This window comes from Pseudofrankia asymbiotica (assembly GCF_001983105.1).
GTDB lineage: Bacteria > Actinomycetota > Actinomycetes > Frankiales > Frankiaceae > Pseudofrankia > Pseudofrankia asymbiotica.
Window position 1 is genome coordinate 1 of sequence record NZ_MOMC01000105.1, and the last position, 26,982, is coordinate 26,982.

Annotated in this window: 28 protein-coding genes and 3 pseudogenes; 10 read left to right on the forward strand and 21 right to left on the reverse strand. The window is 70.0% G+C overall.

What is annotated here, in order from left to right; all coding sequences use genetic code 11:
• The 9 genes from BL253_RS36080 to BL253_RS44465 all read right to left on the reverse strand — a co-directional run.
• A partial coding sequence (locus BL253_RS36080; RefSeq protein ID WP_241835455.1) for a DUF6444 domain-containing protein occupies positions 1–341 on the reverse strand: 341 nt, incomplete at its 3' end.
• Positions 342–420: 79 nt separating this feature from the next.
• Complete coding sequence (locus BL253_RS36085) at positions 421–3,336, reverse strand: ATP-binding protein (protein WP_076822341.1); 2,916 nt, start codon at positions 3,334–3,336, stop codon at positions 421–423.
• Positions 3,336–4,025, reverse strand: coding sequence for a hypothetical protein (locus BL253_RS36090; RefSeq protein WP_076822343.1), 690 nt, complete (start codon positions 4,023–4,025; stop codon positions 3,336–3,338). The genes BL253_RS36085 and BL253_RS36090 overlap by 1 nt, the downstream gene beginning before the upstream one ends.
• A 4-nt stretch (positions 4,026–4,029) precedes the next feature.
• Positions 4,030–5,232 carry a DUF559 domain-containing protein gene (locus BL253_RS42020; RefSeq protein WP_076822374.1) on the reverse strand — a complete coding sequence of 401 codons (1,203 nt, stop codon included), beginning with the start codon at positions 5,230–5,232 and terminating at the stop codon, positions 4,030–4,032.
• A gap of 1,150 nt (positions 5,233–6,382) precedes the next feature.
• A complete protein-coding gene (locus BL253_RS42635) occupies positions 6,383–6,550 on the reverse strand; it encodes a hypothetical protein (protein ID WP_158230493.1) in 168 nt (55 codons plus the stop codon).
• Positions 6,543–7,277, reverse strand: coding sequence for a helix-turn-helix transcriptional regulator (locus tag BL253_RS36105; RefSeq protein WP_076822347.1), 735 nt, complete (start codon positions 7,275–7,277; stop codon positions 6,543–6,545). Before BL253_RS36105 ends, BL253_RS42635 begins: the two co-directional genes overlap by 8 nt.
• An 80-nt stretch (positions 7,278–7,357) precedes the next feature.
• The gene (gene fdxA / locus BL253_RS36110; protein WP_076822349.1) at positions 7,358–7,699 is read right to left on the reverse strand and encodes a ferredoxin; all 342 of its coding nucleotides are present in this window, start codon (positions 7,697–7,699) and stop codon (positions 7,358–7,360) included.
• 370 nt (positions 7,700–8,069) lie between these two features.
• Positions 8,070–9,221, reverse strand: coding sequence for a GDSL-type esterase/lipase family protein (locus tag BL253_RS36115; protein ID WP_076822350.1), 1,152 nt, complete (start codon positions 9,219–9,221; stop codon positions 8,070–8,072).
• A gap of 27 nt (positions 9,222–9,248) precedes the next feature.
• Complete coding sequence (locus tag BL253_RS44465; protein WP_131831668.1) at positions 9,249–10,916, reverse strand: MFS transporter; 1,668 nt, start codon at positions 10,914–10,916, stop codon at positions 9,249–9,251.
• Here BL253_RS44465 and BL253_RS36125 point away from each other — a divergent pair.
• The 3 genes from BL253_RS36125 to BL253_RS36135 all read left to right on the forward strand — a co-directional run bounded on the left by BL253_RS36125 (position 10,842) and on the right by BL253_RS36135 (position 13,275).
• A complete protein-coding gene (locus tag BL253_RS36125; protein WP_241835456.1) occupies positions 10,842–11,345 on the forward strand; it encodes a MarR family winged helix-turn-helix transcriptional regulator in 504 nt (167 codons plus the stop codon). The two genes, BL253_RS44465 and BL253_RS36125, sit on opposite strands and share 75 nt — an antisense overlap.
• 349 nt (positions 11,346–11,694) lie before the next feature.
• The gene (locus BL253_RS36130) at positions 11,695–12,072 is read left to right on the forward strand and encodes an Mth938-like domain-containing protein (RefSeq protein WP_076822356.1); all 378 of its coding nucleotides are present in this window, start codon (positions 11,695–11,697) and stop codon (positions 12,070–12,072) included.
• A 336-nt stretch (positions 12,073–12,408) separates the two neighbouring features.
• The gene (locus BL253_RS36135) at positions 12,409–13,275 is read left to right on the forward strand and encodes a carbon-nitrogen hydrolase family protein (protein WP_241835457.1); all 867 of its coding nucleotides are present in this window, start codon (positions 12,409–12,411) and stop codon (positions 13,273–13,275) included.
• Positions 13,276–13,526: 251 nt separating this feature from the next.
• Here BL253_RS36135 and BL253_RS36140 read toward each other — a convergent pair whose 3' ends face one another.
• Positions 13,527–13,835, reverse strand: a complete 309-nt coding sequence (locus tag BL253_RS36140; RefSeq protein WP_081439042.1) for a TraR/DksA family transcriptional regulator — start codon at positions 13,833–13,835, stop codon at positions 13,527–13,529.
• Positions 13,836–14,060: 225 nt separating this feature from the next.
• Between BL253_RS36140 and BL253_RS45685 the strand changes: the two genes are divergently transcribed.
• Positions 14,061–14,213: a MerR family transcriptional regulator gene (locus BL253_RS45685; RefSeq protein WP_420801755.1), complete on the forward strand. Its 153-nt coding sequence runs from the start codon at positions 14,061–14,063 to the stop codon at positions 14,211–14,213.
• A 133-nt stretch (positions 14,214–14,346) separates the two neighbouring features.
• Here BL253_RS45685 and BL253_RS36145 read toward each other — a convergent pair whose 3' ends face one another.
• Positions 14,347–14,916 (reverse strand): TetR/AcrR family transcriptional regulator, encoded by a 570-nt coding sequence (locus tag BL253_RS36145; protein ID WP_076822359.1) that lies wholly within the window; start codon positions 14,914–14,916, stop codon positions 14,347–14,349.
• Between the two features lie 79 nt (positions 14,917–14,995).
• On the opposite strand from BL253_RS36145, the gene BL253_RS36150 reads away from it, so the two are divergent.
• The 4 genes and pseudogenes from BL253_RS36150 (at position 14,996) to BL253_RS36165 (ending at position 17,026) form a co-directional block, all read left to right on the forward strand.
• Positions 14,996–15,334 (forward strand): MFS transporter, encoded by a 339-nt coding sequence (locus BL253_RS36150; RefSeq protein ID WP_076822361.1) that lies wholly within the window; start codon positions 14,996–14,998, stop codon positions 15,332–15,334.
• The gene (locus BL253_RS45690; protein ID WP_420801756.1) at positions 15,328–15,489 is read left to right on the forward strand and encodes a hypothetical protein; all 162 of its coding nucleotides are present in this window, start codon (positions 15,328–15,330) and stop codon (positions 15,487–15,489) included. Before BL253_RS36150 ends, BL253_RS45690 begins: the two co-directional genes overlap by 7 nt.
• A gap of 195 nt (positions 15,490–15,684) precedes the next feature.
• Positions 15,685–16,071 (forward strand): annotated as a pseudogene (locus tag BL253_RS45695) (MFS transporter); the annotation flags it as partial.
• Between the two features lie 163 nt (positions 16,072–16,234).
• A complete protein-coding gene (locus BL253_RS36165; protein WP_076822363.1) occupies positions 16,235–17,026 on the forward strand; it encodes an SDR family oxidoreductase in 792 nt (263 codons plus the stop codon).
• Positions 17,027–17,226: 200 nt separating this feature from the next.
• Here the strand turns inward: BL253_RS36165 and BL253_RS36170 are convergent.
• The 6 genes and pseudogenes from BL253_RS36170 to BL253_RS36195 all read right to left on the reverse strand — a co-directional run.
• Positions 17,227–17,490, reverse strand: a pseudogene (locus tag BL253_RS36170) (LLM class flavin-dependent oxidoreductase); the annotation flags it as partial.
• A gap of 21 nt (positions 17,491–17,511) precedes the next feature.
• Entirely contained in the window at positions 17,512–18,339 is an 828-nt protein-coding gene (locus BL253_RS36175) for a TauD/TfdA dioxygenase family protein (RefSeq protein WP_076822365.1), read from the reverse strand.
• Positions 18,336–18,980: a carboxymuconolactone decarboxylase family protein gene (locus BL253_RS36180; RefSeq protein ID WP_081439044.1), complete on the reverse strand. Its 645-nt coding sequence runs from the start codon at positions 18,978–18,980 to the stop codon at positions 18,336–18,338. The genes BL253_RS36175 and BL253_RS36180 overlap by 4 nt, the downstream gene beginning before the upstream one ends.
• A gap of 1 nt (position 18,981) precedes the next feature.
• Positions 18,982–19,773 carry an SDR family NAD(P)-dependent oxidoreductase gene (locus BL253_RS36185; RefSeq protein WP_241835458.1) on the reverse strand — a complete coding sequence of 264 codons (792 nt, stop codon included), beginning with the start codon at positions 19,771–19,773 and terminating at the stop codon, positions 18,982–18,984.
• The gene (locus BL253_RS36190; protein ID WP_076822366.1) at positions 19,770–20,516 is read right to left on the reverse strand and encodes an SDR family oxidoreductase; all 747 of its coding nucleotides are present in this window, start codon (positions 20,514–20,516) and stop codon (positions 19,770–19,772) included. The genes BL253_RS36185 and BL253_RS36190 overlap by 4 nt, the downstream gene beginning before the upstream one ends.
• A gap of 55 nt (positions 20,517–20,571) precedes the next feature.
• Positions 20,572–21,843, reverse strand: coding sequence for a cytochrome P450 (locus BL253_RS36195; RefSeq protein ID WP_076822368.1), 1,272 nt, complete (start codon positions 21,841–21,843; stop codon positions 20,572–20,574).
• A 433-nt stretch (positions 21,844–22,276) separates the two neighbouring features.
• Between BL253_RS36195 and BL253_RS36200 the strand changes: the two genes are divergently transcribed.
• Both BL253_RS36200 and BL253_RS40780 read left to right on the forward strand, forming a co-directional pair.
• A complete protein-coding gene (locus tag BL253_RS36200) occupies positions 22,277–22,882 on the forward strand; it encodes a TetR family transcriptional regulator (protein WP_241835459.1) in 606 nt (201 codons plus the stop codon).
• 298 nt (positions 22,883–23,180) lie between these two features.
• Positions 23,181–23,539: pseudogene (locus BL253_RS40780) on the forward strand (transposase domain-containing protein); the annotation flags it as partial.
• Positions 23,540–23,601: 62 nt separating this feature from the next.
• Here BL253_RS40780 and BL253_RS36210 read toward each other — a convergent pair.
• The 4 genes from BL253_RS36210 to BL253_RS36230 all read right to left on the reverse strand — a co-directional run.
• On the reverse strand, positions 23,602–24,753 hold the full coding sequence (locus BL253_RS36210) for an AbrB family transcriptional regulator (RefSeq protein ID WP_241835460.1): 1,152 nt from the start codon (positions 24,751–24,753) through the stop codon (positions 23,602–23,604).
• 589 nt (positions 24,754–25,342) lie between these two features.
• Positions 25,343–25,471 (reverse strand): hypothetical protein, encoded by a 129-nt coding sequence (locus BL253_RS45225; protein ID WP_338013777.1) that lies wholly within the window; start codon positions 25,469–25,471, stop codon positions 25,343–25,345.
• Positions 25,468–26,412, reverse strand: coding sequence for a response regulator transcription factor (locus tag BL253_RS45700; RefSeq protein WP_476644138.1), 945 nt, complete (start codon positions 26,410–26,412; stop codon positions 25,468–25,470). The genes BL253_RS45225 and BL253_RS45700 overlap by 4 nt, the downstream gene beginning before the upstream one ends.
• 69 nt (positions 26,413–26,481) lie before the next feature.
• Positions 26,482–26,982, reverse strand: a 501-nt coding sequence (locus tag BL253_RS36230) for a COG4705 family protein (RefSeq protein WP_476644139.1), incomplete at its 5' end; no start/stop codon positions are given.

Consider the following 26,982-nt stretch of genomic DNA (forward strand, 5'->3'; position numbering starts at 1 on the left):
AGGGTGATCACCTCGTCCGGGTCCGCGACCATGTTCCGCGTCTGCCCCGGCTCGCCCGGCTGCTTGCCACGGGGCCGGCCCGACGCCGTCCGCGACGACCGCTTCGGCGCCTTCGTGAACGGGCTGTCCGACGACGGCGGACGCGACGACGTCGAACTGTCCGTCCCGAGCCGGCGTTCGAGCTCCGCGACCCGCGCCGCCAACTCCTCGGCCCGCGCGGTCAGCCCCTCGATCAGCGCCGCCTGCCGTTCGATCAGCGCGGCCTGCCCGGCGATGACAGCCACCTGCTCCGCGACCAGACGCTCAAGCTCCTCATAGCTCGGCCGGCCCGCGGACTCCACCCCCGCAACCTAGCCGATCTTGCCCCGCCGCCCGACAACCAGGAGACCGATCACCACACAAGATCCGGAAGACAGCCGCTCAACCGAGCTGAACAGCTACGACCTGGGAGGTGAGCATGAGGGTGCTCGCGGTACAGGGTGTTGATCCAGTGGACGGCGCGAAGGTCTGTGCCTCGTCCATGACGAACAGTCCGCCGAGTGGCCGGTCCGCCGCGGGGTTGCGCTTCGCCCAGGCGAACAGCGCGATCTGTAGTTGGCTGACGAAGCTCTGACGCTGCGAGTCGTCGGGCAGTCCAGACAGGTTGATCACGGACACCCGGGCACGGCAGCCAGCCGTGGGGGTGAGTAGCTGTCCTGGGTTGACGGCGGTGCCATCCCCACCGAACAGCGGGTCGTTGATGGTGGCGGCGCGCAGCGTAGTCGCCATGTCCTTGGCGATCTTGTCGTCGGGGTCGAGGTCGGTGACCCCTGACGGCAGGTCACGGAGCAGACCGATGAACGAGTCCAGGCTGCTCCGGTTGCCGCGGGCGAAGTGGCGCAGCGCCTGGCGCAGGATCGCCTGGCCGACGACGGCGCGCCGGGCGGTGCCGGCGACGCCCGCGCGTGCGGCGAGCGTCGAGGCGGCTACGTCGATCGCGAGATCGAGCTCCTCGGTGTCGCCCCGCAGGCTGGCGAAGTCCGGCAACGGCTGGAAGCTCAGTGGCCGCCCGGCGGGGCGTCGCGGTGTCCACACCACTACTTCCGTCGTCTGGAGGTACTCGGCGGCGAGCGCCGCGTCGCCCGCCGCCCATCCGTCCGGAGGCGTCGGCCAGGCCTCGCCGAGGCGGGCCAGGTCGTTGTTGGGGTCCAACACGATCGACGAGACACCGCGCAGTGCGCACTCCTCGACGAGCCGGCGGATCAGTACGGTCTTGCCCGAGCCGGACCCCGCGAAGATCGCGGTGTGTTTGCGCAGCGTCTCCAACGGGATCGTGATCGGTTCCCTGGCCGGGGACGCTCCGACAGGCAGGAGACTCCCTTGCGGCGGCGGCTCCTCGCGGTCGCGTGAGGTGCCCGCGGGTGTGGGTTCGGCCGTGCCACCGGAGTTCGAGGCGGGGTCCTGGGATCGGGGGTCGTCGCGTGGTGCCTGCCCGCTGACGGTCGGCTCGGTGGCCGCGAGCTCACGAAAGACGTGACCGAGAGCGTCGTCGAGCAGCCTGGTCGAGCTGGCCGGGTGCCGGGACCGCAGCCACAGGTCCGTGGCGGGAGGGTGCTCGTCGAGTATCCGTCGCAGCGCGCTGAACGTTCTCAGGTCGTCGTCCTCGATGGGGTGAGTGGCGCCGCCGGCGGCCTCGAGGTCCTCGACAACCTCTCGGGTCTTGGCGCCTTTGCTCCACGCGTCACCGCGCAGCACCACCAGGTGGCGCCGGCGTGCCTGGGGTGGTGTCGCGGCTGTGACGCCGGCGGCGGTGGCGGCACCCTGCAGCCTGGTCAGCGCCGCTCTGGGGTTCGTCGCCAGAATCGCCCGGAAGGACCAGTGGGTCTCGTCGCCCGTGTCCTCATCAAGGATGCGGCGCAGCCGAGCGTGCACATACGGCTTGGCGCTGGGTCTGGGGTCGTGGCGGAACGCCGAGCCGGCGGCGCCAAGCTCGGCGATCCAGGCGGCCAGTCCGGCGGCGATCAGACCCGGAAAGGTGGAATCTTCGGCTGTCGGCACGAGGATCCCGTCCAGGTCTGCCTCGGCCTTCAACTGCTCGAAGGTCGCGTCCAGCGCTGCCAGCTCGTCCACATCGGACACAGGTGGCTTGCCGACGGGGCACGTCCTCGCCTCGTCGTCCAAGCTGGCCAGCTCGGTGAGCGAGCCGGTCGCCAGACCATGCTGGACATGCTGGTCGATACGCTGCAGCAGTGCGCGTGGCGTGTAGTCGCCGGCGTCTGCCAGGGCCTCCGGGCGCACTGGCCAGGTCGGGTACGGCGGCGTGAAGTCGATCGCCGCGTAGCGTTCGCCGAACCGGCGTCGCACGACCTGCTCCGCGAGGATCGCCGTCCCGATGCCGCTCAGCGGAGTCGTGAGGCGGAACCGGTCGCGCACGGAGGCGACGACCTTCTCGTCGATCAGGCTCCAGGTCGACGGCAGGCAGGCCAGTACGCAGAGCGTGCGGGCGGTCTGGTCGCGCAGCCCGAGCAGGCCATCCGCGATCTGGTGCGCGGCTGGTCCGGCCTCCCGCACGCCCGGTTCGTCGTCTTCCTGGGACACGCGGGACTCGGCGATCACCGTGTCGATCTGGTCCACGGCGATGACCGTCGGCCCGGTCAACGCGAGCAGCCGGGACACCTCGCGCACGATCTGCCGCGCCGGCGTCGGCGCGGCGCGCATGCCACGCTCCGACCGCTCGTGCAGAAACTGCTCCTCCATCGACAGCAGGTACCCGCGGCCGACGTCCTCGGCGTCATAGTCGTTGGCGCCGAACAGCACCAGCGCGCGCAGCGTGTCCTGGCAGTCGCGGCCGACGGCGCGGTCGAAGCCGCGTAACGCGACGATGAAATCCTTCAGCCGGGTCTGCTCGTAGGGCGCGTCGCCGGTGACGACCGCGGTCACCTCGGGCGAGGCGCCGATGAGCAGGGCGAGCCGGCGCAGGAAGACCCGCAGCTGGGTGCCCTGGCCGTCGATCTCTCGGGTGAACCCGTCGACGATCGAGGCGAGGACACTCTCCCAGAACGGTGCGCCGCCCAGCGGGCCGACGAGAAAGAAGTAGCCGTCCGCCGCGTGCACCTGCTCACGGACCCAGCTGAGTAGATGGGTCTTGCCCGTGCCGGCCTGACCCTGGATGACCAGGCCCATGGGGTTCGAACCGTTGGTCCCGGCCGCGGCGGTGGCGATGCTGTCCGTCACGGTGCGGGCAGTCGAGGGATGGATGCCGTTGACGTGGTACGGCGCGGAGCGCCAGACGTCCTCGGGCGTGCGAACCCAGTCGAGCTTCAGCGCCGCGAAGGCGTCCTGTTCCCGGGCGCCCATCAGTTCCCGATCGTCAGCAGGTGTTTGTCCTGGCCACCGATTCGGATCGCGTCACGGCGGTCCGCGCTGGTCAGCGTCTTCTGGTCCTCTTCGGGCGCGATCGTCACGCCCGAGGCGGGGTCGCGGTTGAGCTCCCGCAGTGCCGTGTCGACGTCGTCGCGGGGCACGTCGCCGAGCAACGGACGCAGTGCGGACAGTCGGACCCACGCGCCCGGCCGCGGCGCGAGCTGGTGGTAACCCGCTCGGATCCTCTCCGCGAGCCCGGCTTCGGGGACGGCGTCCTCGGCGGTCGTCGATGTCTGGGGGGCGGCCGGCGTGGGGGCCACCGTTGGCGGACCGGCGCGGAAGACGTCCGCGAGGCTTAGCCCAGCACGGCCGAGGAACCGGGACAGTCCGCCGAGCAACGCGTAGACCGTACCGGTCGGGATGACGAACGCCCGGGACTCCGGCAAGGGGGCCGCGAGCTCCTCGACGCAGCGCGCCCAGCCATTCTCCGTGAGCGTGTGCGCGAACGCGCGGCCGGCCTTGCGGCTCTCCACCAGCTTGAGGTCGTTGAGCACGCGCCGGTTCTCGCCGTCGATGGTGATCCGGTAAAGCTCTTTGAGCTCCGGGTTGKAGATCTCCCGGTCCACCGTCATCAGCGTCAGCAGCGCACCAAGCTGGCTACCTGTCAGTTTCCCACCGGACATCTCGCTACGTCCCTTCCCGGGTTTCCTGCCGCTGCCGTCGTTTTTCCTGCCGCCGCTGGTGGAGCAGGCGTTCTATCTTGCTCAGCACCATGGCGACGTCGTCGAGGACCTCGTCGTTGGTGAACCGCAGCACCACGTAGCCGTCCAACGCCAGGTCGACGTCCCGGCGGCGGTCGGCCGCGTAGTGAGCGGGGGAGTGATGCTCAGGGCCGTCGATCTCCACGACGCAGCGCTCGGCGCGCCAGAGCAGATCGAGACGGATCGTGGGTGCGAGAGGCCCGGACCGGTGTGTCTGGTTCCAGGCCCGTCCATCCGCCCACGACCTGCCAGCCAGTGCTCTCTCCACACGGGCCTCAGCAGCGCTCGCCGGATGCGGCTGGCCGGTCACTGGTGGGTAGCTCAGCGCTCGCTGCTTCGCGTTCGACCGGTCGGCTGTGGCCGAACCCGTCGCGCCTTCGGCCTGGGTGAGGCACGCGTGGATCGTGCCAAGACGATCGAGAGACGGGTGGCCGCTGGGCCCCGGACTCCTGGTGGCGGTCGTGGAAACCTCGCTGGGCCAGGCAAGCCACACCGCGAACCGGCCGTGGTGGGCGAGCCACTCCAGGGCCGCGACCAGGGCCCCGACGGCCCGCGTTCCCAACTCGCCGGGCCCGGTCGGCGGGAGAACCAGGATCGCGGCGGAGTCTCGCTGGTAGGACGCCGCGATGACACGGGCCAGCCCGGCGGCTCGTACCTCGTCGGGAAACCGGCGGCGCGCGCCACCGCCGGGCGCCTCGCCCAGAACGGCGCGCCCAGCCAGGTCGGCGAGGAAAGGGCCGAAGCCGCCGGCCGTCGCCGCGACCGTGGCGGCGAGCGCCCGGGCCGCGTCCGCCCGCGCGCCTGGCGACCGGCCGACCGTCGCGGCTCGCGCGGAGATCTCAGGAACAACCGCGACGTCGAGATCCAGCTTTCGCGTCGTCGCCAGGCCGAGGCTGTCCGCTCCGGGCAGCCAGCTGGGGAACAGTTCACGCGCGATCAGGTCCAACTCGGTCAGCAGGACCATCACATCATCGGCGGTCACGACCGGCAGGTCGGCGGGCGGMCGAAAGCGGATCGTCGCCGGCGCGCTGTCGGGCAGCGGATCCAGCGAACGATCCAGCGCGTCCGCCGCCGCACCGAGGACACGGGTGACGCGCCCAGGCGGGACCTGCGCCCACCACGGATCCATCACCACACCCCCCGACCGTGAGACACCTCGGGGCAGTTGGCGACGCGAAACGCGAACTAACAGCAGTTTCGACCTATGCACTCGAGTTGCGTCACAGATTTTCACACTCGTGCGCCATCTCCGACCAGGCCCCTCTTGAACCAGGCTCCTGCCCGATCCACGTCCGTCCACGTCCGTCCATCGCGGAGCGGGCTGGGGCTCTGATGCTTCCCGCACATGGACCAGCGTTGGCCAACGCGGCAACAGTCGGGTTACGTCGGTCTGACTCGGCATCGCCCATTGCGCTCGGGCGGCCAGGTACCGAATGCTCATGCCGGACAGCGCCGCCTCGTCCGATCGCGCCTTCGACCCGGTCGACGGCCCAGCCCAGAGGCGAGAAGTCCATCGAGAGGGCGGTCGATGATCGAGAACCTTCTGGAGACGGTGGCCGCGGCGACCAGGCGAGCCGCCGCCGTGACCGCGGGGGCGTGCACGACATCGGCGTCGCGAAGGCGCTGCTGGCCGCCCGGGAGCTGGCGGAGATCGATCCCTGGCTCGAGGTCGAGCTCTTCCCGGAGGGCGTGCGGGCGGACACCGTCGAGTCCTTCGTGATCGGAACCGGCCAGACCGGGACCAGTGGGACCGGGACCGACGCCGCCGGAAGCGACGCCGCCGGAAGCGACGCCGCCGGGACGGACGCCGCCGGGACGGACGCCGCCGGGACGGACGCCGCCGGGACGGACGTGACCGGGACCGGCGCGGCCGGCACCGGCGCGGTGGGCGCCAACGCCAGGCTGGACCTCCTGGTGGAGGAGTGCGACGACCTCGCGGTGAAGCTGCTCGCCCGGGAGGCCTGCCGGCGGTCGGACGGATGCCGTCCGGCCAGTGCCGCGGAGGATTTTCACGCCAGGGACGTCCGTGGACCGCCCGCACGACGAAGAACGGGGCCCGCGAAGGCTCGCGGACCCCGTCCGGAGGTCAGCCAGACGCTCAGCTCACACGGCCGCACCGCCGTAAGGGCGTTCAGACTGACGCCCGCGACCCGCACGACCCGCACGACCCGCACGACCCGCACGACCCGCACGGCGCGGGCGACGCGGGCGACGCGGGCGACGCGGCCACGATCAGGGCCGGCCTCCTGGTCAAGTGATCGAGCGGGCACTGTCCTGGCTCAGCCGGAGGGCACAGGGGTGCCGCAGCGCACGCAGACCGTCGGCGGGTCGTGCTCCGCGAACAGGCCGCACTCGGGGCAGACCCGGGCCAGCCAGCAGGCCGGGTCGCCGCCTTCGGGTGACTGGTCGTCATCCTCGCTCGGCGAGACCTGGGTGGTGTCACACACGGGCGGTTCCGCGGGCCGGTCCGGCCGGAGCTGTCAGGTACGCCATGCACAGGCCGGGCTCGGCGAAGGGTACGAGCCGGCTCTCAAGGGCCGGGGCCGCGAGGTGTTCCAGCGCTCCGCGCAGGAGCCCGAGGTGAAGGGTGCAGACCACCTCGGGATGAGCCCGGGCGACGTCGAGGAAGGGACAGGCGTGGAGGATGACGCACTGGCCGCCCGGTTCGGCGGCGAGTTCGGGATCGAAACCCATCTCGGTGAAAAGCGCCATGACTTCTCGCATGGCGTCGCCGAGCGCTCTGGTGTCGTGCACCGGTGTTCCGGCGGGGCTGGGACCGGCCGTGTCCACGTCGGATGACCGGGTGGCGAAGCGCGCCCTGGCCCAGGCCCGGCCGGCCTGTTCCGCGCGTGCGGCCTTCTCGGTGGCGCTGTCCGCCAGGTTCGCGGCGAGCGCGGCGGCGAGCTGCTGGTAGCCACCGCGATCCTCGCCAGGGCTGGTGGGCGTGTAGGTGACCCGCGGGCGCCCAGGTGTGGAACGTGGCTGCGACGCGCGGACGACCAGGCCGGCGGCGGCCAGCCGTTCCAGGTGGAAGCGGACCGTCGACACGGCCAGGCCRCTTTCCTGGGCGAGCTGTCGGGCGTCGAGCGGGCCCGGGGCTGCGCGTAACAGGCGGAGCAGGTCCAGGCGGCTGGCCGCGGCCAGCGCGCCGTGGTGGCGAGTCCGATCGGCCACTGGAACAAGCCTGACCGTGGCGCCGCCTTCGTCTTCCCCGCCCGGCCCGGCGCCGCGCGCGGCCGGGTCCCGGCCGCGGCTCATGCCCGAGGCGGGTAACCGGCAACTAGCGGAGTGTCACTGCCCACCGGGCCGACCTTGCCCGCCCCGCCCGGCGAGCCGAGCGCGGTGTCCCGGCCGGGTAGCGGCTCGGCGAAGAACCGGGCGTTGTCAGCGGTGAACGGAGCCAGCGCCTCGGGGACGTCGTCCTCGTAGGCGATCGCCTCGACCGGGCAGACCGGCTCGCACGCCCCGCAGTCGACGCACTCGTCGGGGTGGATGTAGAGCGCGCGCCCACCCTCGTAGATGCAGTCGACCGGGCACTCCTCGACACACGCCCGGTCCAGCACGTCGATGCACGGCTCGGCAATCACATACGTCACAGCTCACCCCTTGATCGATCACCACATCCACCCTGAGTTTACGCGGCAGATATCGTTTTTATTGTGGCCGAGACGCCGCATGACCAGCGCCGAAGGTCGGCCGTAGCTAGGGGGCTCGTTCCCACGGTGGCGTCGGACGCCCTGACGAGCTGGGAGCGGGGCAAATGAACCTCATCGGCCCACGGATCGAGCGTCCACGGCTCGGCCAGACGATCCGCGGCAATGCCCACTGCTGCGACGACGTGGCCTCTGACGACGCCGTGCGCTCCGGCGGGTTCGGGGGCTTCGCGCCCGGATGTTTGCGGCGTGGGTTTCGTTGATCTGGTCGGTCCGTGAAGCTGGTGTCGAGCGTGCATGGTGGCTTGTCCGTCTATGGGTTCAAGAGGGTTAGGTCGATCGCTGCGGCGAGGGCTTGGGCACCGGTGTCGGAGGGGTGGATGCCATCCCCGGAGTCGTAGGCAGGGTTGAGCCGGGCGGGGTCGGCGGGGTCGGCCAGTGCTGTCGCGAAATCGACCACCGGCCATTGGCCTTGGTCGGTGAGCGCGTCGTTGACCCTGCGCCGCATGTCCTCGTTGCCGTCGGCGAGGAAGAACTCGTAGCGGCTGGCGAGGATCGGAGGGATCGTGGCGAGGATCGGCCGGACACCGAGGTCCTCGGCGCGTTGGGCGAGGACAAGCAAGCCGTCGATGATCTCCTGTGTGGCCGGTGGCTGCTCGTTGAGGACGTGCGGGAGGCCGATGTCGTTGGTGCCTGCCAGGATGATGACGTGGCTGGTTTCGGGGATGGTGAGCACGTCGCGGGCGTAGCGGTCGGTCATCGACGGTCCGGCGACGGGTCGTAGGAGGCGGTTGCCGCCGTAGCCGGCGTTGAGCACGACCGCGCCATCGAGGCCGGCGGTCAGGAGACGTTGTTGGAGGTGATCGGGGTAGCGATGGTCGTGGTCGATGCTGGTGCCATCGCCGCGGGCGATCGAGTCACCGAACGCGATGATCACTGGCCCGCTGGCCGCCTGATCGACCTGGACTCGGGCGATCCAGTACAGCGACGTGAACGGTTCGGCGTCGGTGAGTGGGAGCCGGCCGGTCTGGTTGCCGGAGGCGGCATGTCCGGTGCGCTGGGCCGAGTGCAGGTAGCTACCGGGCGCGGTGCGGTCGGCCAGGAAGCAGTCCACGGTCAGCTCGTCGCCGGCGCTGACCGGCAGGTCCGCCGGGTCACTGGCCGTTGTCCGCCCGGCCGGTATCTCCCAGCGGCCACGGCCGGCGTGAAGCGCAGGGGCGCTGTCGCCGGTGGCGGGGTTGGTAAGCGCGATCTGGTCGATGACCAGCGGCTCGGTCCCGTACTGGTTGCTGAGCACCAGCCGTATCCGGTTGCCGCCGCGGCGTAACCGGACGGCCTGGCGAACAGTCTGGTCGCGGAAGCTGAGTGGCTTGGGCAGGAACGTGAGCGCGTGGCCGGGGCCGGCGAGCGCGGCGAGATAGCTGGTGGTCCAGGACCGTTCGGGTGGGGTGCCAGGGTTCGTCATGTGGGTCCCTCAAGGGGTTGATCGGCGTTAGCTGCTGGCCGGTTCGGCTGCCGGCTCGTCTGCCGCTGTCGGCGTTGACCGGACGGCCGGAGTCAGCTCGGGTTGGGTGGGCAGGAGCGTGGTCAGGACGGCGATCACGCCGATCAGCCCGAGTCCGATCCAGGCGACGGTCTCCGCTCCGCTGGCATACCGGCCGGGCGTGGGATGGTGGCCGAGGACGGCGTAGAACACCGCGCCGATCACGGCCAGGCCGGTCGCTGCGGCGAACTGCTGGATCGTGTTCAGCGTCCCGGACACCGCGCCGGCCTGGTCGGGGCGGACGGTCGCGAGGGTGGCGCCGAGGTAGGCGGTCAGGATCATGCTGTTGCCCGCGCCGATGACCCCGAGCCCGCCGATCACCCAGCCCGTCGCGACCTGCCCTCCGGCGGCGGCGAGCGCGCCCGCCAAGACGATCGTTCCGCTCGCGCTGATCGCGCACCCGATCCGGATCACCGTGCGGGCGCCGAGTCGCGCGATCAGTTTGCGGCCGACCAGCGCCGTGGCGACCGCGGCCAGGCAGAACGGCCCGAAGCTCAGGCCGGCGTGCAGCGCGCTGAGCCCCAACCCGATCTGAAGCAGCAGGCTCAACACGAACAGGCTGCTGGCGAAGAACGCCATGAACGCGGTCGCGATCCCCAGACCGGCGCTGAACCCACGCGAGGCAAACAGCGACAGATCGACCAGCGGCGCGCGACCGCGCCGTGCCAGCCGCCGCTCGTAGCCGAGAGCAGCGAGCATGACGGGCAGCGACGCGCCGAGCGAGACCCACGTCCACAGCGGCCAGCCCTGGCCGTGCCCGAGCGTCAGAGGAATCAGCGCCAGGGCCAGCGCCCCAGAAATGCCGAGCACTCCCACCGGGTCCAGCGTCACGCGCGAGTTCCCGTACCGGTGTGGCAGCACCATCCGGGCGATGATGAGGACGATGATCCCGACCGGCAGGTTGACCAGGAACACCGCCCGCCAGCCCAGCCCGGCGATGTCGGCGTCGATGATGACGCCGCCCAGGACCTGACCGGCGACGCTGCCGATCGCGCCGAGCACCCCGAACCACGCGAGCGCACCCGGCCGCTGCCGTGGGTCGAATGTGACGGTGATCAGCGCCAGTACCTGCGGCACCATCACCGCCGCCGCCAACCCCTGCACGATCCGGGCGCCGACCAGCTCGCCCGGCGTGGCCGCCAGGCCGCACAGCCCCGACGCGAGCGTGAACGCGGCCATCCCGGCCAGGAACAGGCGCCGGTAGCCGCACAGGTCGCCGAGCCGTCCTCCCGTGACCAGCCCCGCGGCGTACGCGAACGCGTAGCCGCCGACCACCAGCTCCAGCGCGCCCGGCCCCGCGTGCAGATGCCGCTGCAACGACGGCAGCGCGACGTTCACGACGTTCGTATCGAAGGCGTACATGAACGTCGCCGCCAGCACGACCCCCAACAGCAAGCGCCGCTCACCACGAATCCGGATCACTGGCTGGTTATACCAATCGCTGGGATCACCAGTCAATGGTGACACCAGTCGTGATGGTACGATCAGCYGGTGAGCGACGACAGACTGCTGCCCGCCGCGCTGCGGAACCGACCGAGCTTCGTGCTGACCAAGCTCGCCGCGCTCGCACGCCAGCAATGCGCCGAGCAGCTCACCGCCGCTGGCCTCAGCCAACACCAGCACGCGATCCTCTGCTGCCTGGACGAGTACGGCCCCGCCTTCCAGAAAGACATCGCCGCCCGACTCGACATCGACTCAGGCGACATCGTCGCGTTCATCGACGGCCTCCAAGACCAAGGACTCGTGATCCGCGAGCGCGATCGACGTGACCGCCGCCGCCAAATCCTGACCATCACCCGCAACGGCAAGAAGGCGCTCCGGCACGTCGAGCGGACGCTCGACAACACTGAGCCCGGAGTCCTCACCGCGCTCACCCCCGACCAGCGAGACGTCCTTCACCGGACGGCGTTGCTGATCCTCGCGCGCCACGACCCGGGCGCCTGGCGTGATCCCAGCGCCTCAGCACCAACAGCCGAACCCGACCCGCCGCTCGACGGCAGCGACGAACTTCGGCCTGTCGAGAACACCCCGGTAGCGCTCCGTTAGGACCTCCAGCCGAAGCCGAGGCGGCACGGGCTCAGGCCACCGTCGCGACCTTCCCGCGCCCACCCGGCCGGATCGTGACCGCCCGCTCCACCAGCACCGTCAACGGTCTCTGAAGACCAGTTGGGTGATCACTACCTCGGCGCGGCAGAATCCGTGACGTACCGTGCCGACGTGGGCGTGAGCACGCGGTGGGCGGTCTCCGCCGTTGGCGCCCGGATAATGGACAGGTGGCGGATGCCATGGGGGCGGCACCGTGAGCTGTGCGGGCGCAACCCTGGCTCTTGCGGGATCAAAAGTTTCACTGGATGATCCTTGGCTGGCATGTCGGGCAACCAAGGGGAGGCCGGCCGTGGCCGAGGCGGTGAGCCACTCACCTCGAATTCTGCATGTCTCGTGGGGTGAGATGCGGGTCAAGGGGCTGGCGCCGGGTAAGGATTTCAAGCTCTACCCGGGCGGCGGGCGGGACTGGGACTGGTCGGAGACCGGCACCCGCCACGAACCAGGTATCCAACCGGCCGACGTCGAGGAACTCCTGGCCCATGGCGCGACGACGGTCGTACTGTCGCGAGGCATGGAACTTCGCCTTCTGACAGACCAGGCGACTCTTGCGCTGCTGGAGCAGCACGGGGTCGTGGTCCACGTCGCCGGGACCACCGAGGCGGTCGAAATCTACAACCGGCTCGCCGAGGCAGAGCCGGTCGGTGGACTGTTCCACAGCACCTGCTGACCCCGCGGCCGCCTGCCTTCCTTCCCGCCTTCCTTCCTTGCTCTCCGGCCGGTTATGGGCGCCGGGTCTGTGCCGTCCGATTCCGCCGGGTTGGGCTGGTCCCAGCACATGTCGTAGGCATGGAGCACCTGATCATCCGATCGGTGGATATGCCAGCGGCGAAGGGAGGAGGCCGACGAGGTCGTAGCATCAGTCTCGTGCGTGCCGGTCCGCGGGAAGTAGAGGACGCCGGTGGGCTCCGTGAGTAGACCGACGGGCTGCCGGATTCGGCGCTGCGTGGCCGTGTCCGGGCCTGCCGCGCTTCGGCACTTCCGTCAGCCCTCCGAAGGAACCACCGTGCCGAACACCAGTCCCTTCCGAATCTCGGTCGCCCAGCTCGACGCGCCGACGGATCCGCGTGATGCCGCCGCGTTTCAACGGGTGGGCCACGACGTGCGTCGTCTGATGACCGAGGCCCGCGATCAGGGCGCTCGCCTCATTCATTTCTGCGAGGGAGCGCTCTGCTCGCCGAACAAGCGGATCCTGTCCAGCGATCCGACCATCATGACGGACGCTGACTGGAGCCGCTTCGACTGGGCGGCCCAGCGCGACCAGCTTGAGGCGATCAGGAAACACGCCGCGGCATTGCGGCTGTGGACAGTCGTCGGAGCCGTGCATCGACTCACCGAGCCGCATCGTCCACACAACAGCCTTTACGTGATCGACGACCACGGCCGTATCGTCACCCGCTACGACGAACGGATGTTGTCCCACACCAAGGTCACCTATTTGTACACACCCGGCACCAGTCCGATCACCTTCGACGTCGACGAGGTGCGGTTCGGGTGCGCGCTCGGCATGGAAAGCCAGTACCCGGAGCTGTTCGCCGAGTACGAGCGCGCCGACGTGCACTGCGTGCTGCTCTCCACCATGGACAATGACGCCGTCTTCGGCCTGCAGACACAGGCGCACGCCAGCACCAACAGCTACTGGATCAGCTATGCCACCGTCGCCGTCGCCGTCGCCGCGCCGTCCGGAATCGCTGGGCCTGACGGTCACTGGGCGACCCGGTGCGGACCGGACACCACCTCGGTCACCGCGACCGTCGATATCGACCGCGAACATGAAAACCTCGCGCGCCCCTGGCGCCGAACGGCCCGCGCCAGCAGATACACCACCCCGGTCGTCGACGACGACCCTCGAGCACAACGAAGCTCGCCCTGACACCAACGTCTCGACCGGTGGGCCCGAAACGTTTCACCCATCCCGGATGGACGCTTCGGACGGGCGGCGGGGCCGCGGTGCCGCGGCGCCGCGGGGCGTCCCCTGACGTACCGGCGGCACCCTCCGGGCAGCCAGACGAAGGCGAGGTCGCAGGAGCCATCGGCGAGTCCGGCTGTGCTCCGCCGCCGCGAACCGTTCCTCCCGATGCTCGCCGACGAGCACGGAGATCAGAGGGGTCGATGGGGTGGGTGCTATGCGCACCGGGCGCAGGTCCGCGCCGCGGGCCGGGCCTCCAGGCGTCCCGCCCCCATCGGCTGTCCGCATAGGGTGCACGTCCCGTAGGTGCCGGCGGCCAAGCGGGCGAACGCCGCGTCGATCTCCTCCGCCTTCCCCGCGGCCTGGCGCAGCGTCGCCCTCAGCTGCTCACGCTCGAACGGCATCGACGCCCCCTCGATGTCGTGCTCGTCGTCGGCGCCAACGTCGGCGGAGTACTCGAGCAACCGGGCGAACTCGAGCCGGAGCGCCGTCAGCCGTTCCGCCGCGCGAGCCCGCTCGACCACGAGCCGCTCGAACGCGGCAGATCCGGACCCGGAAGACCCAGGCGCGGACGGCCCGGACGACATGGCCCTATAGAACCACGGGTACGCGAGCCGCGGGAATCCTCGCGAGCGGCCCGAAAGTCGATCGTCGACGCGTCGACGCGTCGAGGCTGAGTACGCGCCAAGGCGCCCTCAGCGGACGCGTTTGACTCTCCAGTCGGTGGAGACCCGAGCATCGACTCCATGATGATCGGCCAGCTCGCGGCAAGCACCGGGCTCTCGGTACGGACGTTGCGGTTCTATGCCGACGATCGACACCTGGGAGTGGTACGCCCGAGCCCTACCCGCCCACGCCTGACGCCCGTACACCCGCGGGCTGCGCGTCCCACGAGCGTCTGATGAGGCCATCCGGCACGGGCGCGTCGGGCCGTGCCGGATGGCCGGCCGCCACCGCCGACCTGGGCTGTCGAGCGCGGATAAGGGCAGCTCACGCCAGGTGCGAGACCCCGTCGGAGCCGGTCGCGGCGCCGGCTCAACGCGCGCTGTCGAGGAGAATGCGGGCCGCGGCCCTCGCGTCGCTGGCTGGCTGGCCGGAGCTGTCGCTCAGGCCGCGCGCCTTGACTCCGTCGAACAGCACGAGCAGGCGACGGGCGAGCACGGACGCGTCGCGCGCTCCCGCCGCCCTCGCCAGCCGCTCGAACTCGGCGATCATTCGGTCGTCCAGTGCCCGCAGGACCGCGTGCGCGGGATGATCCACACGGGGGAACGCGGCGGCGGCGTTGATGCAGATACAGCCGTGGTAGTCAGGGTCCGGCAGGCCGACGGCCAGCAGGTCGAACGGCGCCATGAGCTGCGCGACCGGGTCGCCGTCGAGGCGCGCCACCGCGAGGGCGAGATCGGCGAAGAACTTCTCGACCCCACGGACGAGGGTCGCCTCGATCAGCGTCTCCTTGGAACCGAAGTGGGCGTAGATCGTCGGCTTGGCGACCCCCGCGTGCTGGGCCACCGCGTCGATCGTCACGCCATAGCCGTCGGCGTAGAACAGCTCGTCGGCGGCCGCGACGATCCGATCGCCTAGTGACGGGCCCGAAGCGTCTGCCATGACTCCAGACTAACTGGTGAGTTCAACTCCGTGCTAGCCTCGTTGTGAACTAACCAGTCAGTTCAGGAGGCTGTTGCCCATGGATGCTTCGCTTCCGCGCAAAGACGTCGTCAGCGCCTACGTGCTCGGCTACGGCGGCTTCCTGCTCCTCGGCGGCCGGGCCGCGGACATCGTCGGCCGGCGCCGCGTCTTCCTCGTCTCCCTCGCGGTGTTCGTCCTCGCCTCCGGCCTCGGCGACCTGGCCACGGGAGCGGTAACCCTCATCGCGAGCCGCTTCGTCAAGGGCGTGAGCGCGGCCTTCACTGCCCCCGCCGGACTCTCGATCATTACGACGACGTTCGAGGGGGGCCCGCCCGTAACCGGGCCCTGGCCATCTACACGGCGACGGGAGCGAGCGGCTTCTCGCTCGGGCTGGTGATCGGCGGAGCGCTTACCCAGATCGACTGGCGCTGGACGTTCTTCCTGCCGGTGGCAATCGCGGCGGGAACGCTGGCCGCGGCGGTGCGGCACGTGCCGCACGATTCGCCTCGGACGGCCGCGACCGCTTCGACACCGCGGGCGCCGTCGCGCTGACCGCCGCCATGCTGCTGGTCGTCTTCGCCATCGTCGAGGCCACGCAGGGGCATCCGGTACTCGCGGCGACGGCAGGCGCGACAGCGGCCGCCGGGTTCGCGGCATTCGTCGCACGGGAGCGGCTGGCCGCGCAACCGCTGGTACGACTGGGGATCTTCCGCTCGGCCACCCTCGTCCGGGCGAAACCTGGGCGCGGTGTCGTTGTTCGGCGCCTGGGTCGGATTTATTTTCATCGCCACGCTCTACCTGCAACAGCTTCGCGGCTGGTCAGCCATCGAGACGGGCGCCGCGGTATTTCCGAGCGGCCTGGTGGTCGTAGCGCTGGCCAGACGGATCGGCGGACTGGTCCAACGTTTCGGCACATCACCGCTGATCACCACCGGTCTCGTGTCCTCGGCCGTCGCGTACGCCCTGTTTCTGCGCATCGACGAGGACACCGCCTATCTGCCGGGCATTCTTCCCACCGTCCTGCGGGGCGGACTCGGATTCGCGCTCGCCTTCGGTCCCCTGAACATGGCCGCCACCAACGGCATCGCCCCCGCCGAGCAGGGCGTCGCGGGCGGTTTGGTTAACACGTCCTCCAGCTTGGCGGGGCGCTTGTCCTCGCGATCGTCACCGCCGTCGACAACGCCGCCACCCATGGCAGCTCGCCAGCCGAACTATTGCACGGTTTTCACGCGGGCATCGCGGTCTCGCTCGTCACCGCGGTATTCGGCGTCATTGCCACCAACATCAAGGAGCACTCGTGGACCTGAAACTGAAAGGCAAGTGCGCCGTCGTCACCGGGGGCAGCAAGGGCGTCGGCCTCGCCACCGTGCAGGCGCTGCTCGCGGAGGGTATGCGGGTAGTCAGCGGCTCTCGTTCGGCGACGCCCGAACTGCTGGCCACGGCAGCCGTTCCCGTGCTCGTCGACCTGGCTGTGCCGCAGGGCCCAGCGGAACTCGTACGGCGGGCGGTCGCAGAGCTCGGCGGGATCGACCTGCTGGTCAACAACGTCGGAATCGGGGATCCGGCCGAGTCCGTCGGCAAGGCGACGTCAACGCTCGCGACGCTGCCGGACGCGGCCTGGGAGGACACCTTCAACCTGGTCTTCTACACCGCGCTGCGCACCACCAGGGCCGCGCTCCCGAGCCTCGTCGACCGCCGTGGCACCGTCGTCAACATCTCCTCCGCCGGTGCTCGGCTGGTGAGCGCCGGACCATTCGACTACAACGTCTCCAAGGCGGCTCTCAACGCGTTGGGCAAGGTGATCGCGGAGCAGTAYGGCCCCCAGGGCGTGCGGTCGGTCACGGTCTCGCCGGGTCCGATCAGCACCGGTGTCTGGACGTCACCCGACGGGTTCATCGCCCGGCTGGCGCAGGCTCAGGGGCTGGAGCACCAGGCGTTCGCCCAGCAGCTGATGGACACGATGGGTTCCTCGACCGGCCGGATCACCACCCCCGCGGAGGTGGCCCGGCTGGTGACCTTCCTGGCCTCGCCCATCAACATCACCGGCGCGGAGTATCTGATCGATGGTGGACTGATCAAAAACGTCTGAGCGGCCGCGGGCGCGGCGGCTGCCGGTGGGCGCGGCAGACTCTGGTCGAGCCGGCCGTGCGGATCATCCGCATTCTGGACGGGCCGGGCCAGCCTCGGGACCGCTGGCTCATACGCGCCCCGACCTTGACGGGGAGTTCCCMACGAGCCCTTCCCCGACATGATCGGCGTCTGTGCCTCCGGGTGGTCGTGGAAACCGCCTTCCTCGGTGTTGCGTCCGGGGTGGTCGTAGGAGAGGCCGTAGACGTCCCGGACGAGGGGTTCGTGCGAGGGGCCGATGCCGAGGGTGAAACCGGGGCGGCCTATGGCGGCGGCGACGGACGCGGCCCGGTTGGCCTGCAGGAGCGGGTGGCAGGGGTAGGTCTGCAGGACGGCGGTGCCCAGTTCGATGGTGGTCGTCGCGCGGCCGGCCAGGGCCATGGCGACGAGGGGGTCACCGGTGACTGTGCTGGCATACCAGAGGGAGGCGAGCCGTCGGCGCCCGGTTCAGACGATGGTTTCGACGCCAGCGAGGGTGGTGCGGTGTAGCAGCCGGGGCGAGGTCGGTTCGTAGGGCAGGGCCCGGTGGAGCATGCCGGTGTTGTCCCAGACGACCAGGTCGCCTGGGTGCCACTGGTGGCGGAGTACGAACCGGGGCTGGGTGGACCATACGAGGAGGCGGTCGAGCAACGCGCGGCTCTCGTCAGGTGGCAGGCCGACCACGTGGTCAGTGGTGGYGCCGATGAGTAGCGACTTGCGTCCGCTGCGCCGGGTCCAGATCAGTGGGTGCTCGCGGGAGGGGACTCTGTCCCAGGCGGCGCGTTCCTTGTCGGACGGATGCGGGTGGGACAGCAGTTGGATCGCGGCGAAGCTGTGCACCACACGCAGGGTGGCGAGGTACTGCTTGTCCTCGTCGGGGAGGGCGTCGTAGGCGGCGTAGGTGTTGGCGAACTCAGTGCCGCCGCCCTCGTCTGGGACTTGGCGCGCGGCGAGCAAGCTCGCTTTCTGCGGGACGTCGTCGTTGACGCCGTCGATGTGCCAGAAGAACGTGCTCTGGCGGTAGGCCGCCAGCTCGCTGCGCGCCGGGTCGAGGCTGATCGGTGAGATGGCGGGGTGATTTTTCAGGCCGCCCATGGGGGCGACGACGACGTCGCCGAGCAGTCCGCTGAAGGCGACGAGGTCGGCGTCGTCGATGCGCGCGTCTCGGTAGACGACGACGCCGTGGCTGTCGAGGGCGGCCTGGCAGTCGGTGGCGACCCGCGGGTCAGTGAACTGGTGCCCGGTCACTCCGGTGATCTTGATGCCGACTTCGGGGGCGGCCGGGGTGGTGTTCACGGGTCCTGCCTTTCGGTCGCGGCTTGCGCGGGGGTTTCGAGCGGGGCGGGCGCGACGTAGGGTTTCGACCGCAAGTCGGACAGTTCGGGGTCGAGGTCCAGCTCGAACGAGCGCATCATCCAGGCGATCGTCTCGTAGGCGCCCACTGTGAAGATCACGTCGAGGAGCTGCTGGGCGTCGAGTTCGCCGGCGAGCACCTTCCAGGTCGGCTCGCTGATCGTGCCGTCGCCGATCAGCTCGTCGACGGCGCGCAGAAGCGCCGCTTCGAGCGGGATCCAGAATGGTGCGTCGGGGCCGTAGGCGATCCGGCTGATGTCCTCGTCGGTGAGTCCGGCGTCGCGGGCCATGTAGATGTGCTGTGCCCATTCGTAGGCGGACTGGCGCAGCGTCGCGACGCGCAGGACGAGCAGTTCGCGATGCCGCTCGGAGAGGGTCGTCGCCCTGATGATGTGGCCGTTGAAGGTGAAGAACGCGCGGGTCAGCGCGGGKTGGTGCGCGAGTGTGCCGAGGGTGTTCCTCGACATCGGCCGGTCCTGACGGACGGGGCGGGGGTGGCGTGGCTCGGGCGGGTCCATGGCGGCCATGGCTTGGCGCATCGGCGCGGGCCACTGCTTGATGGGGAGCGGTTCGATGCGTGCCATGTCAGGTGGTCCTTCCGCCGTTCATCGCGATGACCTGGCCGGTGATGTAGCTGGCGTCGTCGCGGACAAGAAACGCGCAGGCCGCGGCGATGTCCTCGGGCTGGCCGACACGGCGCACGGGTGTGGTCGCCTCGTGCTGGCCGACGCCCGTGCCGAGGAATCCGCGTGCCTCGGACCTGCGCAGCATCGGGGTGTCGACGAAGCCGGGCGGAACCGTGTTGACGGTGATGCCCTGCGGCCCGAGTTCGAGCGCGAGGGCTTTGGTGAATCCGACGACCCCAGCCTTCGCCGCCGAGTAGTGGGTCATCAGCGGGTTGCCGGTCTGCGCGCTGGAGGAGGAGATCGTGACGATCCGCCCCCACCGCTGCTCGATCATGTCGGGAACGGCTGCTTGGCAGCAGTGGAAGGTGCCGGTGAGGTTGACGGCGAGGATCCTCTCCCATCCGGCCGGGGTGATGGTCAGGAACCGGTCGAACCCGTCGAGCCCGGCGCTGGTGACCAGGATCGTGGGCGGGCCCAGTTGGTCGCGGACCTGCGCGACCGCGTCGTCGATGGCTGGCCGGTCGGTCACGTCGGCGGCCAGGCCGATCGCCTGCCCGCCGGCTGCGGTAATGCTGTCCGCCGCTGCCGTGGCCGTGACCTCGTCGCGGTCGAGCACGGCGATGGCGGCGCCCTCGGCCGCCAGCCGCCGGGCGATGGCCAGGCCGATCCCGGAGGCGCCGCCGGTCACGATCACGGTTCGCGGCTGCGACCAGGCCGCCAGCGGGGCCGCTGGGACAGCGATATCGGTCACAGGTACCAGCCGCCGTTCACACCGATCTGCTGGCCGGTGATGAAACCCGCGTCGTCGGAGCAGAGGAACTCCACCGCCGCCGCGACGTCAGCGGGGACTCCGGGCCGGCGCACCGGCGTGGCCGCGGCGATCGCGTCGAGCGTCGGCACCGTTCCCATTCCCGCGCCGTCCCGCGCCATCGGCGTGTCGATGATCGACGGCGGGATGCTGTTCACCGTGATCCCTGAAGGGGCGAGCTCCATCGCCAGCGTCTTGGTCAGCGCGATGATCCCACCTTTCGAGGCGATGTAGTGGGCGCGGTTCGCCGCGCCGTGCTGGGCGCTCGACGAGATCGTCACGATGCGTCCCCACCCGGCCACGATCATGTCCGCCACCACCGCCTGCAGGCAGTGGAATGTACCGGTGAGGTTGACCGCGAGGACGCGATCCCAGGCGTCCGGGGTGATGGCGGTGAAGGCGCCCGCCGCGTTGATCCCCGCGCTCGTCACGGCGATCTCGACAGGCCCGAACGCCTCGCGGACGCGGTCCAGCGCGGCGTCGACCGCCACGCGGTCCCGGACGTCGGCAGCCAGTCCCACCGCCTGCCCACCGGCCGTCTGCAGCTCCTTCGCGAGCTGCCGCGCGGCGTCGTCCTGCACGTCGAGCACAGCCACCCGGTCGCCGCGCGCGGCGAGTCGCTCGCTGACGCCCCGGCCGATACCCGACGCGCCGCCCGTCACCACGGCGACCCGGCCTACCGCCATCTGTCCACGTTTTCCACGAGAAGAACGCCACCAGCGCACATGCCCACCATCGGGGTCAGCCGCGTGGAGTGAACGTCAGGTGCAGCTCCGTGAGGCCCCGCAACAGGAACGTCGACTCGTACTCGAAGCGGCGGGTGTCCGCCGCGCCGTGCGCGGCCTCGGAGATCCGGATGTCGGACATCCGGTCCAGGAAACGCTCGATGCTGATCGCCGCCTCGGCCCGCGCCAGCGGCCCGCCGGGGCAGGAATGCGCGCCTCGGCCGAACGCGATGTGCTCGCGCACATTCGCCCGGCCGAGCCGGAACCGCGYCGGGTCCTCGAACTGGCGGGGATCCCGGTTCGCCGCGCCCGGATGCACGACGACCGTGGTGCCAGCTGGGATCGTCACCCCGCCCACCGCCGTGGTCGTGCGGGCGAGCCGGAAGTCGCTCTTCGTCGGGCTCTCCGTGCGCAGCGTCTCCTCGACGAAGTCGGCGATCCGCCGCCGGTCGCCACGCAGCAGATCCTGGTACTCGGAGTTCTCCGCGAGGATGCGCATCGCCGAGGCGATCAGACGGGCGGTGGTGTCCCCGCCCGCCGCGAACAAGAAGGTGGCGAGCCGTACCACCACGTCCAGTTCGGGGGTCGACCCGTCCGGATAAGTCGCGAGCGCAAGCTCGGTGAGCACGTCCTTCCKGGGCGCGCGGCGCCGGTCCTGGATGTAGGCAAAGAACCGCTCGAACAGGAACGCCAGCGGGTTCGTCGACACCTGGGCGGTCTCACCGACGTTCGGCAGTGGCACCTCCGCGCCGAGCTGCTTGCGGAACTCCTCCCTGTCCGCGTCCGGGACCCCCAGCAGGTCCGCGACGACGAGCAGGGAGAACACATTGCCGTACTGCCGGTTGACCTCGAACGTGCCGGCGTCGACGAAGGCGTCGATCTGACGGTCGGCCAGCTCCCAGATCCGCTGCTCGTTGTCCTTCAGCCGTTTGGGGGTCAGCAGCTTGCGCAGCAACGCCCGCTGCGCGGTGTGGGTCTCGCCGTCGAGGTTGACCAGGAAGTCGCTCATCGGAAGTTGGTCGCGGTACTGCTCGATCAGCGCGCCGATGTCATCGCCGCTGGCCTGGACCGGCAGGCCCGGGAACGGGCCGCTCGCGGCGTTGCACGACGAGAACGCCGCCTCGTCACGGTAGACCTCGACGGCTTCCGCGTACCCGGTCACCGAGACCACGCCCGGATGCGCGACCGGGTRCACCGGGCAGCGGCCCCGCAGCTCGTCGAAGTAGGGGTACGGATCGTGTACCAGAGCTGGTTCGGTGAAGAAGTCCACCGATTCCACATCGAGCATCGCGTGATCCTCACCCTCGGCGACAGATGTACATCTGCCAGCTAGATCATGCTAGACATACGTCCAATAACATTGGACGCATGTCTAGCGCACCGTGGCGGGCGGGGTCAACCAGACCAGCGCCGGCCTCCCCGAGCGTGCACAGGGGCTAGACGACCTGCCGGGAGGCCGGCCCAGGCCACCCGCGGACGTCGTCCGGCTCAGTGATGCCTGCCCGAAGCCTCCGGTGCCGGGACACCTCGCAGGCTCGGCCGCTGTCTTCGCGACAGGGGCCCGAGCCGCAGACCGATATGCTCTGAAGATGGCGAGACCCACGGCCAAGCCCGCGGCCGGCACGGTCTCGGACGGGAACACGGACGCGCCCCCGGCCGACGGCGTCGCCTCCCCCTCAGCCAGGCGTCGAGGCACCCCCGATTCGAAGACCCGCGCCGCCATGGTCGAGGCGGCCACCCAGCTGATGTTCGACGAGGGACACGTGGCGGTCACCGCACGTCGGGTCGCCGCTGCGGTCGGCGTCAACCCGGGCCTGGTGCACTACTACTTCGCGAGCATGGACGAACTGCTCCTCGCCGTGTTCCGTCAGGGCGCCGAGGCGAACCTGCGCCGTCATGCGCGGGCGCTGTCCTCACGGCAGCCACTGAGGTCCCTGTGGAAGGTCAACAGCGACCCGCGCGGCGTGAAACTCTTCATGGAGTTCATCGTCCTGTCCTACCGCAACGAAACGATCCGCACCGAGATCGCCGCCTACGCCGAACGGTTCCGCGCAGCCGAGAAAAAGATCATCGCGCGTGCGCTGGACCGACGCGGAATCACAGCCGAGGGAATGGCGCCCGGCGCCGCCAGTGTCCTCATTGACGGCCTCGCCCGCATCATCGCCATCGAGCGAACACTAGGGGTAACAAGCGGCCACGACGACATGCTTACGCTCATCGAGGAACACCTCGGCCATTTCGATGCAGCCGACCTCGAAGCTGCGCCACCTTCGACGAGTTCACCGTCGAAGGTGAATCGCGCGCCGACGCGAAGCGTCATCGCCTGACTTATTCGGATACCGCCCGCGAGCGGCCGCCGCGTACGTCGATCCCCTCGGCGGTGCAGTCGATCAGAAACCTTACCTCCACATATCGCTTGCCCGGATCCGCCGACGGGAAGAAGCCCGGTCCGCATGACAATGCCGCGTAGTTAAGGCGGCAGCGAGCAAGATCACGAAGTTGATGATCTTCGACGCTTCATGTGAAGGCGTGGATATCGCCAAAGACGCCCGGGGTTTCGTTTACCGGCTCCCGCTTCTTGCTCGGTAAAATCCGGACGTGACGGATTCTTCGGGTCTTTCGCCGGTGGGCGGAYGGCTGACCGACCGTATCGGTATCGGTGTGCTCACCGGCTGGTCGACCGGGACCTGGTCGATGAGGTCCTCGCCGATACGGGAAAGCGTGAGCAGCGGAAAAGGCTGTTGCCGGCGCGGGTCGTCGTGTACTACGTGATGGCTCTGTGCCTGTTCTTCGGAGAAAGCTACGAGGAGGTCATGCGGATCCTCGTCGACGGCCTGCGGTCCCTGGGCTCCTGGTCGACCGACTGGAGCCGTACAGCAGGCCGTGCCGGAGCGGTTCTGCTTGCTCGCGGGCGGCGTGGAGCCGCTGCTCGATCCAGAGAACTCGCGGTGCTCAGCCTCGTGGTCGCCGCGACGCTCGCCGGCCCGCGCCTCACGGMGGCCAGCCTGGACGGCGATCCGCCCAGGGCGAAGCCGCGCCCCCGGTTTCAGGAGTGGAACCGGGGCCTGGGCATTCCTCGCGTTGCGCTCGATGCGACAGACCCAACCGGCATGGCCGTTCGTCTGGCCCGAAGTGCTCGCCAGCGGTTTCCTGCCTTGATGAGGGGGGCGGTGAGACCGATGACCATGAGTAGGCGAATGCTCTGCACGGCGGCGATGACGGGCAGGTTCGCGTGGCTGGAGGCGGCCGTCGCGAGGACGGCGTTGATCCCACCCGGGGTGGTGGCCAGGTATGAGTCGAGGAAGGGCATGCCGACCAGCACCRCCAGTGCCCAGGCCAGTCCGGCGCAGGCCAGGCACACCATCACGCTCGCTGCGAGCAGGTAGAGAAGCATGCTCCTCAGGTGGCGGACGGAGGCGAGATCGAAACGTAGCCCGACCTCGAGCCCGACCAGGACGAAGGCGATGTCCCGGAGCGAGCCGGCTGGCGCGAATCCTCCCGTAAGGTTCGTCCACAGAATGGCGGCGGTTAGAAACATCGGTCCCAGGAGCGCCGGAGCGGGAAGCCTGAGTCGCCTTGCCAGCCAGACTCCGAGCAGGCCTGTCGAGGTCAGCATCGCTAGGCCCGTCGCCTGGTGGGAGGAGGCGACAAGATGGCTGAACGAGGGGAACCGTCCGGGATGGGAGGATCCCGGGTTCCCGCCCAGGCCAGCTATGATCAAGGGCGCTGACAGGGCGACCACGCCGACCCGCAGGTACTGCGCGAACGCGACGAATCGAGAGTCCGCGCCGATGTCCTTCGCGTAGGCGACGATCGCGGCCGAGCCGCCCGGCATGAGCCCGAGGGTGGTGTCCACGCCGTTCGTCCGCGTGCGGYGGGTGAGCACGGCGGCCACCGCGACGCAGATTGCAATGGATGCCACAGTCACACCGACGAGGGGGAGCGCTCGTCCGGTGATCGCGCCGAGGGCCGACGGGGCCAGGTAGGAGCCCATCAGCACACCCACGATCGCCTGTGAGGCGCGACCGACCCTGGCCGGCATCCGCCGCCGCGCGACGCCGCTGAGCGCGAGCGCGCCCCCGACGAACATGGACACGACGAGTTGCGCGGCCGGGATCCGCAGATACTCACCTGTCTCGCTGAGCAGATAGCAACTCGCGATCAGTGCGACCCAGCCCAACGTCGGTTTCGTACGCACACGGATCCAGCCAGCACCGCGGGTAAGCGCCCGACAGAAGGCGATTGGGCGGCCCGGAAATATCGCTGATTCCGTGCCACCGTTTGCCGCTGTTCCCGAACCGATGTTGATGGAATACGCCTCTGTTCTCATGTCCGTGTTAGCCGACAGGCCGATCCGATCACGGTGAAAGTCGTGGAAGTTGCCCATCAGCGTACGCGGGCGAGCTTCACCACCGGCCGTCCCTCAACATCAGTGGCGTTGTAGGAGTGCCCGCTATGACCGGACCCAGGTAGGTCTGACCCGGCGGGCCGCCGTGTGATTGTGACCACGCGCAGACTGCGGCGGTCAGATTCCGCGTGGGCCGCGGGACAGCGCTGAGGGTCTCCTCTGCCGCGTGACCGACGGCGACCTGATCGGTGGTCCGGCCACATCTGCGTCATACGAGGGCAAGCGCACGCTGCCGGCGACTCCGCGCCGGGCCGCCGGTACGGACGACACGGACGGCACTGGTGGCACGGACGACGGCGGTGTGAGCAGCGTGGCGAGGCGACCGGCAAGGTGCTGCCTGGTCCAAGCACGCACGCATCCAGTCGCGGCCGGCCACGCCCTAACGCTGCTGGCGAGCCGGATCGGCGAGAAGCATGTCCACGGCGGCGACGTCCGGGTCGTCGACCACCAGACCCGTCTCACCCGGACGGACGACATTCGGTGCTCCGCCTGCGGCACCGGAGATCACCGGTAGGCCGGTGGCCGCGGCCTCGAGAGCCGCAAGACCCAGGCTTTCCCGATCGAGGCCCAGGGCATGAGCTCGCCGATCTGTTCGGCCGGCGCTCCACGCGGGCCAGCGGGACGGGCATAGGTCTCGCGCTCGCCCGCAGCCTCGCGCTCGCCGAGGGTGCCCGTCTTACCGTTACCCACCGCGTGCCGCCCACCTTCACGCTTTTCATAGCGGCGGAGGACGCCGAGTCCTGAGCGGCGTTCTATCCGGGTTCGAGCCGGTACCCGTGGCCGCGCACCGTCACGATCTCCGGCGCGGGCGACGCCGCCCGCCGGCCCGCGGAGGCGAGCTTGGCGCGCAGCGCCGACACGTGTACGTCCAGCGTCTTCGTCGACCCGAACCAGTGCTCGTCCCACACGGTCCCGCATCAGGACGTCGCGTGTCACCAGGCGGCCGGGATCCGAGGCCAGGCGTGCCAGCAGGTCGAACTCCCTCGCCCGCAGCTCGATCTCGACGTCCGCGAGCCACACGCGCCGGGCGGGCCCGTCGACCCGCAGGACGCCGACGGACAGCCGGCGCCCGGAGCCCGGGGCGGTCGCGTCGCGGCGCAGGTGCGCTCGGATCCGTGCCGCGAGCTCGGCGGAGCGAAACGGTTTTGCCAGATAGTCGCCGGCGCCCGCCTCCAATCCGACGACCACGTCGATCTCCTCGTCCCGCGCCGTGAGGATCACGATCACGGAGCCGGGGAGGCGGGCTCGGATGTCCCGGCAGACCTCGATGCCGTCCCTGTCCGGCAGCCGCAGATCAAGCAGGACGAGATCGAACGCGGCCTGCCGGGTGGCTTGCACCGCTTCGAAGCGGGTTGCCGCCCGCGTCACGTCGTGGCGATGTGAGCGGAGAACCGTCTCGAGGGCGGCACCGATGGTCACGTCGTCCTCGACCACCAGGAGCTTGGCCACGGTGCGCCTCCTTGTCCTTCCCGCGGTCAGGGCCGGCCGGGCCGTCGCGGCGAGGGRCCCGGCGGCCGGTCACCGGTCSGTCGGYTCCGCCGCCGGCCGGCCCACCGGGTCGYGGTAGGGAGCGCCGTACTGGGTGGGCACGGATGCCCGTCCCTGGTGCGACGGCGGCATCGGTTCCCCGTCCTCCGGCTGCCGCTGGGCGTCGCCTCGGGTCCAGGCGATGTAGCCGACGAGGATCAGGATCACCACTGTGGCGACCACGGTGACGGTTCCGTCGCCGTAGCCGAGGCCGTGCTTGTCGGGTTCCTTGCCGAGGTAGTCGGCGATCGACGCGCCGAGGGGCCGGGTGAGCACGTACGCGAACCAGAACGCTCCGACCGCATTCATGATGCGGACCCGGAAGGCGACTGCGGGAATGAGGATCGCGACGCCGAAGAAGCCGATCGATGCGAGATAGCCGAGGTGCAGGGTGAAGGCGGTGAGATCTCCGGCGGCCGTGCCGAGGGCGAAGGTGGCGAGAACGGCGGACCAGTAGTAGATCTCGCGTCGTCGGGTGACGATGCTGTGGAT

What these genes read in the sequence shown, in the direction of transcription:
- BL253_RS36085 (WP_076822341.1), bottom strand. Translation starts at nt 3,336, where the DNA reads ATGGGCGCCCGGGAACAGGACGCCTTCGCGGCGCTGAAGCTCGACTGG.
- BL253_RS36115 (WP_076822350.1), bottom strand. Translation starts at nt 9,221, where the DNA reads ATGACGAACCCTGGCACCCCACCCGAACGGTCCTGGACCACCAGCTAT.
- BL253_RS45685 (WP_420801755.1), top strand. Translation starts at nt 14,061, where the DNA reads ATGATCGGCCAGCTCGCGGCAAGCACCGGGCTCTCGGTACGGACGTTG.
- BL253_RS36145 (WP_076822359.1), bottom strand. Translation starts at nt 14,916, where the DNA reads ATGGCAGACGCTTCGGGCCCGTCACTAGGCGATCGGATCGTCGCGGCC.
- BL253_RS36150 (WP_076822361.1), top strand. Translation starts at nt 14,996, where the DNA reads ATGGATGCTTCGCTTCCGCGCAAAGACGTCGTCAGCGCCTACGTGCTC.
- BL253_RS36190 (WP_076822366.1), bottom strand. Translation starts at nt 20,516, where the DNA reads ATGGCGGTAGGCCGGGTCGCCGTGGTGACGGGCGGCGCGTCGGGTATC.
- BL253_RS36200 (WP_241835459.1), top strand. Translation starts at nt 22,277, where the DNA reads ATGGTCGAGGCGGCCACCCAGCTGATGTTCGACGAGGGACACGTGGCG.